Annotated in this window: 6 protein-coding genes and 2 pseudogenes; 2 read left to right on the top strand and 6 right to left on the bottom strand. The window is 64.1% G+C overall.

What is annotated here, in order from left to right; genetic code table 11:
* Positions 1 to 274: 274 nt before the first annotated feature.
* From J7E80_RS16085 to J7E80_RS16070, 4 genes and pseudogenes are all read right to left on the bottom strand, one after another.
* Complete coding sequence (locus J7E80_RS16085) at positions 275 to 1777, bottom strand: amino acid permease (protein WP_251036976.1); 1503 nt, start codon at positions 1775 to 1777, stop codon at positions 275 to 277.
* A gap of 759 nt (positions 1778 to 2536) precedes the next feature.
* A pseudogene (locus J7E80_RS24680) lies at positions 2537 to 3034 on the bottom strand (ATP-binding cassette domain-containing protein); the annotation flags it as partial.
* 66 nt (positions 3035 to 3100) lie between these two features.
* A pseudogene (locus tag J7E80_RS24675) lies at positions 3101 to 3529 on the bottom strand (ABC transporter permease subunit); the annotation flags it as partial.
* A 336-nt stretch (positions 3530 to 3865) separates the two neighbouring features.
* Positions 3866 to 4978: an ABC transporter substrate-binding protein gene (locus J7E80_RS16070; RefSeq protein WP_215053285.1), complete on the bottom strand. Its 1113-nt coding sequence runs from the start codon at positions 4976 to 4978 to the stop codon at positions 3866 to 3868.
* A gap of 755 nt (positions 4979 to 5733) precedes the next feature.
* On the opposite strand from J7E80_RS16070, the gene J7E80_RS16065 reads away from it, so the two are divergent.
* Both J7E80_RS16065 and J7E80_RS24670 read left to right on the top strand, forming a co-directional pair.
* Entirely contained in the window at positions 5734 to 6123 is a 390-nt protein-coding gene (locus J7E80_RS16065; protein ID WP_311380854.1) for a flavin reductase family protein, read from the top strand.
* Complete coding sequence (locus J7E80_RS24670; RefSeq protein WP_396020791.1) at positions 6026 to 6250, top strand: flavin reductase family protein; 225 nt, start codon at positions 6026 to 6028, stop codon at positions 6248 to 6250. Before J7E80_RS16065 ends, J7E80_RS24670 begins: the two co-directional genes overlap by 98 nt.
* Before the next feature lie 21 nt (positions 6251 to 6271).
* Here the strand turns inward: J7E80_RS24670 and J7E80_RS16060 are convergent, their stop codons facing one another.
* Positions 6272 to 8440, bottom strand: coding sequence for a bifunctional polysaccharide deacetylase/glycosyltransferase family 2 protein (locus J7E80_RS16060; RefSeq protein WP_215053241.1), 2169 nt, complete (start codon positions 8438 to 8440; stop codon positions 6272 to 6274).
* A gap of 687 nt (positions 8441 to 9127) precedes the next feature.
* Complete coding sequence (locus J7E80_RS16055; protein ID WP_215053240.1) at positions 9128 to 11521, bottom strand: bifunctional salicylyl-CoA 5-hydroxylase/oxidoreductase; 2394 nt, start codon at positions 11519 to 11521, stop codon at positions 9128 to 9130.
* Between the last annotated feature and the right edge of the window lie 3 nt (positions 11522 to 11524).

Here is an 11524-nt window from a genome sequence, read left to right as displayed (position 1 = left end):
TCAATGCGTTGGACACTATTGATGGTCGGCTTCAACAGGGAAGTACCTGATGCACTACTGGGGCCCGTAACCTCAGGGAGATACATAGAGGGGAAAGTCCGACGCCGGCATCGGCCAGCACAGCCACCTCACCCAGCGCCGTAGCAGCGGAAGTCCGGCGCCGCCGTCGTGATCGCCCAATACACTGACCAGTTTCACCTTGATGCAAAAGTTGTGGCCGCGATCCCGAGGGATCACGGCCACAGCCTGATCTACTACCGGCTCGTCGCGATTCCTACCGATGGGTCTCGGCAAGGGCGGACGTTCGGACTACAGCTTCTTTCTCTTTCTGAAGCGCGATCCTCTTTCGAACGATCGGCCAGAACAATACCAGGGCGCCGGCCGCGACAAAGCTCGTCCACACCTGGGTGCGGCCGCTCTCGGAGAGCATCATGATCGCTACGATGCCGATGGCACAAACAATCAGGATGATGTTGAGCCACGGGAACAGCCACACTTTGAGCTTGAGGTTCGCGCGCTCCTCAGCGGTCATTTTGATTCTCAGGCGCCACTGGGTGACTGCGATAAATACGTACACGAACAGGGCTACCAGGCCAGTTGAATTCATGATGAAGTCGTAAATGCCCGAACTCGGCGCGATGAAGTTCACGAGCGTTGCGATGAGGCCGCCAATGGTCGATGCAGTCACAGCGAGAGCCGGGACGCCGCGCTTGGTGCGCTTCGCAACGACCGCAGGCGCAAGCCCCTGTTCAGCGAGGGCGGCGAACATGCGTGATGCGGAGTATGTACCCGAGTTGAGTACTGAGATCACTGCGGTGAAGATGACGAGGCCCATGAGGATCTCGGCGCCGGGTACACCGAACAGCGAGAACACGTACGTGAACGGGGCAATGACGGAAGGTTCGGGGAGCTGATTCCACGGGACGATCGTGACGATGACGAGAATCGCCCCGACGTAGAAGAGCATGACGCGCCAGATAACCGTGTTCGCGGCCTGCCGGATTCCCTTGCCCGGGTTCTCCGACTCTGCTGCCGCCATGACAGCGATCTCCGTGCCAAAGTACGAGAACAGGACCAGCGCAATGCTGGAGAGCACCACGCCTAATCCATTCGGCATGAATCCGTCGTGCACCCAGAGATTCGATACCGAGAATGTGGCGTTCGGCCAGAGCCCAAGCGCGAACAGCACGCCAGCAGCGAGGAACACGACGATCGCGATCACTTTGATGCTTGCGAGCCAGAACTCCGTTTCCCCGAACGTTCGAAGGGAGATGAGGTTGGTGCACACGAAGACCGCGAGCAGAGCAAGCGAACCAGCCCAGGCCGGCAGCGCGGGAAACCAGCCGTGAAGAATCCCGCCCCCTACGACGGCTTCATAGGCTATGACGCCTACCCAGAAGTACCAGTACAGCCAGCCGACGAGATATGCAGCCCAGTCGCCAAGGCCCACTCGGGCGTACTCCATGAAGGAACCAACCGCGGGCCTAGCCGCTGCCATCTCCCCGAGCATGCGCATTGCCAGGAAGACAAACAGTCCGCCGATGGCATAAGAAAGAGTAGCTGCGGGTCCGGTGCTGCGGACGATGTTGGCCGAGCCAACGAAAAGGCTTGCGCCGATGATCCCGCCGAGGGTGATCATCGTGACGTGACGGCTCCGAAGCTTCTTGCCGTGAGCCTGGTTATGGACACCTGTCCCGCCTGCGGCGTCGGGGGAAACGGGACGGTCGTCCTGCGTGATTTCTGAGGGTGTTGATTCAGCGTATTGTTCCCTGGTCATGGTGAAAGCTCCTGTGCTTTATGAATCTTTCGCTCGCTCTGGTTGAACAAGACTTGTTGCCTAAGGAAAGGGATGCGTTCGGCAGCTTCAAAGGGCCACGGTGGCCTGGGGAAGCGTCCATGCCGCACCGTCAACGACGTTGCCAGCAGGGCTGTTCATGCCCATGGATGAGAAGGGTGCCCGTCCTCGGGACGCACGGCTCGTGGATGGGGACGACCAGGGTGGCTGCTCGGACGGGCAGGGTTTCGGTGAGAGTCAATGAGTTGCTCCTAAAGGGAAGGCCCAATCAGCAGGCGACCCCGCCGACTGGGTGAAGCAACCGTATAAGGGCAAAAAGGTAGAAAAAAGCGAAAATTCCTAACACCAAACGGTTAGTCCTGCTTACACGTCTCGCCAGCGTGCATTAGGTAGCGGGCGTTCTGGATCTGGCTGCTGCGGAACTGCTGCCAACGGCCGCCCCAGTGTGAAAAGGTCCCTGCGCGGCGGCTCAGATTGTGTGTTCCTGAACGTCGGGAAGCTTGCGTTCTCTAGTGTCGGTATGAATCCACGATGTATTGCGCAGGAACCGACGTTTCAACAAGAGGCGCGGCGGCCCACGGGGGGTTGTGCCGCGATCCCATGGAGTGGGACGTCAGAGGCCTAGCCGGCAGCCTTCTCGACTGCGGCCTCACCCACGCCGAGAGCGGCCAGGAGGTCGCGCCGAAGTGCTTCGTGCCCGCCGGTATCCGTCTGGTTTCCCGGGGCGCTGGTTCCGACCTCCAGCGACCGGGCAAGTGCCACGCGCTGCTGTTCACCACCGGAGAGTTCGTACGGCCAGGACCTTTCCCGGCCCGCGAGGCCTACCTCCGTGAGTGCGCGGCGTCCCTTGGCTTCGTCGTCGTGCTTGCGCAGGCCGAGCGTCACGTTGCCGAGGACCGTGTCCCAGGGCAGCAGCCGCGAGTCTTGGAAGACCACGGAGACGCGGTCCGGCACGGTGACCACGCCGCTGCCGCGCACATCGTGGTCCAATCCGGCGAGGGCACGCAGCAGGGTACTCTTCCCGCAGCCGCTGGGCCCAAGGAGGGCGACAAATTCGCCGGGTGCGATCTCCAGGTCCACGCCGTTAAAAACGCCCCTTGGCCCAAAGCCGCGGACAAGGTTTTTTACTGAGACCGCAACAGAGGCGGCGAGGGATGGGGTTGCGTGCTGGGAAGTGGCTGGGTTGTCCCTCTCGGTTGAGGGGTCGATGGTGGTTAGCCCGCCAGGGTGCGCTGCCATGACGGCCTTTCGTTCGAGGAAACGGACGGTAGCGTCGGACAGCAGGCCGAGCAGCCCGTACACGGCGAGTCCGAAGACGATGATGTTGGTCTGGCCATAGGTGCGGGCGAGCTCCATCATGTAGCCGATGCCGCTTGTGGAATTGATCTGTTCCACGACCACGAGGGACACCCAGGCGCCCGTGACCGCGAAACGCAGGCCCAGGAAGAAGCCAGGGAGCGCGCCCGGTAGTACCACTCGGCGGATGAAGCTTGCCCTGGTTAGCCCGACGATTTGCGCCAGTTCGACATAGCGGAGGTCGATGCCCCGTAGCCCAGCGTGGGTCTGCAGGTAAATGGGGACGAACACGCCGAGCGTGACGGTCAGCACCTTCATGGTTTCGTCGATGCCGAACCAGAGAATGAGTAGTGGAATCAGGGCCAGGCCGGGGATGGCTCGCTTGATCTGTACCGGACCGTCGATGAGTGCTTCACCGAAGCGGCTGAGTCCGGACACGAGGGCCAGCACGGCGCCGAGGACGATGCCGAAGAACAGCCCGAGCAAAGCACGCTGGCCCGAGACAACGAGGTTCTCCTGCAACCGGCCATCGGCGATCAGCTCGCCAGCGGTGCTCACTACAGTCCACGGCTCGGACAGGATCCGCGGATCGAGCAGGCCCGTCGCAGAGGACACGGTCCACAGCAGAAGCAAGGCAACCGGACCGAGCAGGCCGGCGAACCGCCGTCGTTGTCCGAGTCCCAGCCGCCTGCCCGTTGGCCGGACGTCCTCCCGCCCGGCCAGCGCCGGCTCCCGATGCGGCTCGACGGCGGAAAGTTCCAGTAGCGGTGGCCATCAGGCACCTGCCTTTCCGGCAGCGACGAAAGCGGAACCTGCGATCGCTTCGAAACGCGCGTCATAGAGCGAAGCCGCTTCGAGCCGGGGCTTCTTCTGTTCACAGGCCAGGAGGTCGATGGTCTGCTGATGGCGGGCGATGCCCTCGGCCCACGACGTCGGCAGATCTCTTGTGTCAGCGGCGTCAATCAGGTACTGGCCGTCCTCGCGGGAAAGGCCCTGGTCCTTCACGTAGTAGCCCTCCAGCCATTCCCCCGGGTGGTCCTGGACCCAGCGCTGCGCCTTGCCCCAGACCCGCACATATTCAGCCAGGGCCGCGGCTTTCGCCGGATCGTTAAGGACCTCGGCCGGGGAGTAAAGGTGCGCGGGGTCGTCGCGGAGGCCATGACGAAGCGTGCTGGACCCCTCTGCCTTGTACTTGGCGAGGTAGCGCTTGATCTGAACGCCGCCCAGCGGGGCGGCATCGACCTGCTTGCTGGCCAGGGAGGTGGCGTAGACGTCACCGGTGCTGGGCAGCTCCACGAGCTTCACATCGTCTTGGTGCAGTCCCGCTTTCTCCAGGATGCGCAGCACAAGCGCACCTTGCGCCTGGCCGGGACTGTACGCAATCTTCTTGCCGCGCAGGTCTCCAAGAGAGGAGATTCCGGATCCGGGAGCGACCCCCAGCTCGTACACCGGGTGGTTCACGGCGTCCTGACGGTAGGCGCTGGCGATGATCCGCACGTCGAGACCGGTCCACGTGGCATGGATCGGCGGGATGTCAGCCACCGATCCAACATCGAGGGCGTTGGCCCGGAACGCTTCCGTGGTCTGCGGGCCACCGGAGATGTTGGCGGACTTGACCTTGAAACCGAGCTCCTTGATCAGACCGGACAGTTCAAGCGCCACCCGGATGGTGGCGTCACCCACCGTAATTGTCGTGCCGGGAGGCACCGAGGTGCCGAGGGGGGCCGGGGCGGACTGGCTTGCGGGTTCGCCGCTGGTTGCGGGCGCTCCGCCGCAGGCCGTCAGCAAGCCCAGGGCGGGCAACGCGAGGAAGGCGCCCAGGGCGCGCCGCCGCGTCAGGAGGGGCGACAGGTTCAGTGGGGACGGCTGGGGTGCAGCGAAGGGCATGGCTGCCTTTCGTAGTCGATTGGGCATGGAGACGGCTTTGGCATGCTGTTCCCGGCGACGCAGTGGGGCACCAGTTTGGGGCAGGTGGGCCCAGGCACTCCAAGGCGGGAATAGGACGAACGAGACAGCCGTCAGCGCGGCGCCCTAATGGCGGCGGCCACCGAAGCAAAGGAAGCAGACGGCGGACAGGCCGGACGCAGGGTGCGGGCCGGACCGAGGCGCTAACAGCCTGCCGGTCCGGCTATGCCGGCCCCTGTAAGTGCTGCCCTGCTACCGGTGCGAGCATGCCACCGAGCCGCGCCGTCCCATATGGCCGGATTATCAGGGCGAACGAGGATGGTCAGGAGCAAACCGGACAGCAGGAGCGGGCCGGCACGCAGCAGTCCGGCATAGCAGGAGCGCAGGGGTTGCATTCGCGTGCATCTGGCATCTGGTCCTCCTGTCCGACATAGTCTGTCCGTCATAGCGCCTTCGGCCGCCACGATCTTGGCTGGCGGTGGAACCACCTAAGCACGGCGTGCGGTGGCTTCGCCAGCACGCTGTAACGGGAGTGCACGACAAGAAACGGTGCTTAGTACTTCGTCTCCGCGGCGACACGGAACGCCAGGTTGAGCTCGTGAGGTCCGGCGAATCATTACCTCTTACCTCCGGTGGTGAACCCGTATTGGGGAGCATGTCAGTGCGTTTCAGCCGGTGTTGAGAACCTGTGCTCAGGGGTGGTTGCTTGGTGGCACAGGGTTCGAAAGGAAAAAACCGTGTTTGAACATTCTGATCTCTCGCCGCGCAGGCTACGCGATGTCCTGGGCCATTTTGCCTCGGGCCTGACAGTCATTACGGCCGCGACAGATCAAGGGCCTGCCGGTTTCACCTGCCAGTCGTTCTCGTCGCTTTCGCTGGATCCGGCGCTGGTGTCTTTCAGCCCTTCCCGTATGTCCAGCACCTGGCCTTTGCTGCGTGTCTCGGGCACCTTCACGGTCAACGTGCTTGCTGCTGAGCACAACTGGCTCTCGACCCAGTTCGCACGGTCAGGGACTGACAAGTTCGCAGGTGTGGCTCATTCGGCATCGCCGCTCGGAAACCCGGTGCTGGACCAGGCTCTGGCCTGGGGTGGATTGCGAACTGTATCGGGAATACGACGGCGGTGACCACACCATAGTGGTGGCCGCGGTCCGCGCCCTGGGCTCCCGACCGGATGCCGAGCCGTTGCTCTTTTTCAAGGGCAGCTACGTCACGGCCCAGCTTCGAACAGAGGCTTTGACCGGAGCGGCGTGAGCACGGACGCTTCGCGAGAACTTACGCCTGACCCTGCCTGGCGGGCGGGACACGAAGGCTTCCATACCTCTCCATTCGGTGCCACCGCAGGTGCACGCCGGCCAAGGCGGTGACCACCGACTGGATGACGACGAGATACATGAGCTGCCGGTACACGAACTGCTGAAGTGGAAGCGTCCACAGCGGGCGAAGCGGCTCATTGTCGAGCCGGAACGCGTAGGCGGCCATGAGGAACTGAACGACAAGGAAGACGAGCCAGAGCGCCGCGATCCGGAACGGATCGAGGAAGATCAAGCCGTAGACAGCAAAGACATCGACAACGGGCGCGAACAAGGGAAGCAGCACTTGGAGGAAGAGCAGGTAGCCGAGCCCACGTCGGCCAAGCTTGCCCGCCGCTCCCCCCTGCAGTACCGCGCCGCGGTGCTTCCACATGGCCTGCAACGTGCCGTAGCACCAGCGGTACCGCTGGCGCCACAAGGCACCGAGGCTCGCGGGCGCCTCGGTCCACGCCCTCGCGTCGTCCTGGTACACCACCCGCCAGCCGTCACGGCACAGGGACATGGTCAGGTCTGTGTCCTCGGCGAGCGTGTCGTCGCTGACTCCGCCGACCCGGAGGAGGGCATCGCGGCGGAAGGCACCAATAGCCCCGGGGACTGTCGGCATGCACTCCGCGACGTCGAACAGTCTGCGGTCAAGATTGAAGCCGACGACGTACTCGATGTGCTGCCAGGCGCCGAGGATGCCTCCGCGGTTGGCGACCTTGGTGTTCCCCGAAATTGCACCCACTCGTGGGTCGGCGAAGGGCTGAACGAGTGCCTGAACCGTGTCCGGTTCGAAGACGGTGTCGCCGTCGACCATCACGACAAGATCGTGGCTGGCAGCGCCAAGCCCGGCATTCAGGGCGGATGGCTTGCCGCCGTTCTCCTTCCGGATCACCAGGACGCCCGGCAGGCCAAGCCCTTCCACGATGTCTGCAGTCCCGTCGGCTGACCCGTCATCGACCACGATGATCTCAACCGGATGGGTCGAGGCGACGATGGATCGGACCGCGGCTTCAATGCCGGCCGCCTCGTTATAAGCGGGAACGATCACACTGACCGGCTCCGTGATCCTGGGCCTTACCGGCACGTCCAACCGGCGTCGACCGCGGCTGTCCGCCTGCATGCGGCGCGCGCCGCGGCTGTGGTGCGCCGCGATGCCGACCACGAGGATGGCGCGGATCAGCGTCACGATACCGGCCGCAACGAGCGCCCACGAGATGGCCGTGATGACGACGTCGCTGAGCCGGATGCCCCATACGAACGCGGTTCCGCTGACCTGCTCCGCAGTCGAAGCCTGCCGCGTGCCGTCGATCCCGATGGCATCGCCGACGGTAGTCACGCGATAGCCCTGGTCAGCGAATCTCTTCAGGGCGGAGTCGAGCGCGGCGACGGTCTGTTCCCTGTCATCACCGCCGTCATGCATCAGAACAACCTGCCCCTGCGGGCCGGACAGAGTGACATTCCGCTCGATCGCTGCGACACCTGGCCGACGCCAGTCCTGGCTGTCGACGGTACTGAGAACGGTGAGGTACCCCTCCTCCGCCGACGCTTGCATCGCAGACCAGGCACCGTTTGTGACCGCAACGTTCTCGGAGCTGTATGGCGGACGCAGCAGGGACGCCGCGCGACCGGTGATGCCGACGATCGCATCCTGAGCGCCTTGGACCTCGAGCTGGCGTCGCCATGCAGGGGCGGCGCCCAGGTCGGCATGGGTGAGTGTGTGCAGGCCGATCTCGTGACCCTCTGCGGCGATGCGCCGGACGAGATCGGGATTGTCGATCGCCGCCGAGCCGACGACGAAGAATGTCGCGTGGACGTGATGTTTCCGGAGGACGTCGAGGATCTGAGGCGTCCAGGCCGGGTCTGGGCCGTCGTCGAACGTCAAGGCCACCGTACGATCAGGTGGACGCACAGTGCGAACTGTCCCGCCGCGGGAGTCGACGACGGGGCCACCCTGAGAGACGGCATTCGGGACAGCACTGGCGGTCCCGGTAGCGGGAACGGAGTCATCGCTGATCCCGGCAAGGTGATGCATGTACCCCTGCACCGCGAGAGCGACAGCCAGCGCAAACAGGACGGCCAGAAGAATGAACCAGTGTGCCCTGACACCGACCGGAGCAGCGCGCTTGCTCAGGCGGCCCGCACTCACGGGTGCGGCGGGGGCGATGGACGCGTTGTCTGGCCCGGAGCCGTCCCGCTCTTGCCCGGCGCCGTCCGCTCAGTGCTCCGCGCGGGATTGGCAGCGGGTGCTGAGGGGACCGCATGCGGTATGCCTGCACCATAGATCGGTGGTGCTGTAGCAACGGCCGAAGGCGGAGTCACCGGAATCTGGACAGCGGCCGGCGCTGCAGGCTGAGCCGGTCGAGCTTCGCTAGCTGGGGGTCCAGCCGCACTGGAAGCCGGTGCCGATGGGGATGACGGAAGGTCACGGGCAGCCGGGGCAGCCGGGAGTGGCAGGTAAGGCGCGGCCACATTGGGTCCGCCAATTAACGCAACCAGCAGGAGAATGACGTACCCTGCCACGAGCCCGAGGGCCCCGAGGCCGATAAGCTTGACCCGCCGGAGGCGTCGACCTGACGCATCGACAAAGACCGGCGCACGCGGCGGCGCGGACTGTGGCTGTTCGGACGTTTCGTCAAGAGCTATCATCGAGCCCCAATCCTAGAGGGTTCGCAATCTGTGTCCCAAAAGCATCACGATCGAAGGGCACGAAGGTTGCAACCGCGATAGCCCCGGCAGGCATCCTCGGCCTTGCCCTGAACGACAGCACCGGCCTTGCACAGCAGTTGCGCCTGATATGTGCAAGGCCGGTGTTCCGCAGAATCCTGCCGAGAGGTCAGGGAGCCAGGGCCCCTTCCGGGGTCAAGGCTGCAGGTGTCCACCGCAGGTGTGAGGTGGTCTCCTCCGAATCGAGCTCCCTCAGCAGGGAAAGCCTCGGACGGACTGCATCCGTGCGGCTGCTCGGCGGTTTCCGGCGGCCGGCCCTGAACTGCGGAATCCACTCTGATCCGGGGCCCTGGTACTCCTGTTCGGCGGCGGCGTGCAGCGTCCACTGCGGGTCGTACAGGTGCGTGCGTCCGAGTGCCACGAGGTCGGCCCGGCCTGCAAGCAGAACGGAATTGACGTCGTCGTAGGTCGAAATGGCGCCGACGGCGATAACGGCCACTCCCGCCGGCTCGGCGACTTCCTGACGGATGCGGTCGGCGAACGGCGTCTGGTAGCTGCGGCCGAAGGCCGGCTTCTCCTCCTTGGCGATCTGTCCGGTAGAGACGTCGATGCCGGCGGCGCCGTGGTTGATGAAGGCCTTCGCGATTGCGATGGAATCATCCGAACTGTTGCCGCCTTCGATCCAGTCGGTCGCCGAAATGCGGATGGTCATCGGCTTGTAGGCGGGCCAGACATTCCGGACCGCGTCAAAGACCTCGAGCGGGAAGCGCATTCTGTTCTCCAGGCTGCCTCCGTACTCGTCAGTCCGGCGGTTCGAGATCGGAGAGAGGAATGACGACAGAAGGTAGCCGTGCGCCGCATGGATTTCCAGGAGATCGAAGTCGGCCTCAGCCGCGCGGCGGGCAGACTCCACGAATTCGGCCTTGACGCGGTCCATTTCGGCCCGGTCCATCACGCGGGGAACCTGGTTTCCTGGCCCGTACGGCAGGGCAGACGGTCCGGCTGGCTCCCAGTTCCCTGACTCCAGGGGCTCGTCGATGCCCTCCCACATCAGGCGGGTGGACCCCTTCCGGCCGGAATGGCCGAGCTGCACACCGATTTTCGCCGTGGACCGTGCATGGACGAAGTCCACGATGGACTTCCAGCTGTCCCGTTGGCTGTCCGTATAGAGACCGGAGCATCCGGGAGTGATGCGGCCTTCGGCGGAGACACAAACCATCTCCGTCATGACCAGCCCGGCACCGCCCAGTGCCTTGGATCCGAGGTGCACGAGGTGGAAGTCCCCGGGGATCCCGTCCGTGGCGGAGTACATGTCCATCGGAGAGACCACAATCCGGTTCTTCAGTTCCAGCCCACCGATACTGTACGGCTGGAACATGGCCGGGGCCACGGACGGCAGGCCCTGCAGTTCGGCAAAATTGCGATCCACTGCCTCGGCAAATTCCGGATCCCGGAGGCGCAGGTTTTCCTGGGTGATGCGGCGGGAACGGGTGAGCAGGTTGAACGCGAACTGGGTGGGTTCCTGGTTCCTGTACTGGCCGATCCGTTCGAACCACTCCAGCGAGGCCTGCGCGGCCCGCTGAGTGGACTCGACAACAGGTCGCCGCTCCAGCTCATAAGCGGACAGAGCAGGCTCGAGGTCCGGGTGTTCGTGGAGGCAGGCCGCCAGGGCCAAGGCATCTTCCATGGCGAGTTTGGTGCCCGACCCGATGGAGAAATGGGCGGTGTGCGCGGCGTCGCCGAGCAGGACGATGTTGCCGTGGCGCCAGCTGCTGTTCCGTACGGTGGTGAAGTTCAGCCACTTGGAGTTGTTGGCCAGCACTTCGTGACCGTCCAGCTCCTCTGCGAAGATGCGGCGGATCTTCTCAATGGCCTTTTCATCGGACACGCCGGGCGGGAACACGTCGCCGGCCGTCTCGTCAAAGCCGGCGGCCTCCCACACCTCAGGGGACATTTCAACAATGAAGGTCGACCCCTCATCTGAGTAGGGGTAGCCGTGAATCTGCATGACGCCGTGCTCGGTTTCCTTGACGAAGAACTTGAACGCTTCGAAAACGAGGTCCGTGCCCAGCCACATGAACTTGTTCCCCCGCGGGTCAAGGTTCGGGCGGAAGGAGTCGGCGTACATGGCGCGGATCTGCGAATTGACGCCGTCGGAAGCCAGCACCAGGTCGTAGCCGGCCTCGAGCTCCTGGATGGGCGGGGCGAGCGTGCTGAACCGCACGTCCACTCCAAGCTCCAGGCACCTGCGCTGCAGGAGTTCCAGCAGCTCCTTGCGGCTCATGGCTGCGAATCCCTGGCCGCCGACAGTCAGGGTCTCCCCACCAAAGTGGATGTCAATGTCCGACCAGCGTGCGAAGCGGCGGCTCATATATTCGGCGACCACAGGATCGGCGTTTCCGATGCCGCCCAGCGTCTCATCGGAGAACACCACGCCGAAACCAAAGGTGTCCGTGGCTGCATTGCGTTCCCAGAGCGTGATGTCGTGGGTGGGGTCAAGCTGCTTCATCAGTGCTGCGAAGTACAGGCCTCCGGGGCCGCCTCCGACGATTGCGATCTTCATGGA

The organism is Arthrobacter sp. ISL-28, from assembly GCF_018613875.1.
Taxonomy (GTDB): Bacteria; Actinomycetota; Actinomycetes; order Actinomycetales; family Micrococcaceae; genus Arthrobacter.
This window is presented reverse-complemented; position numbering and strand designations above follow the sequence as displayed.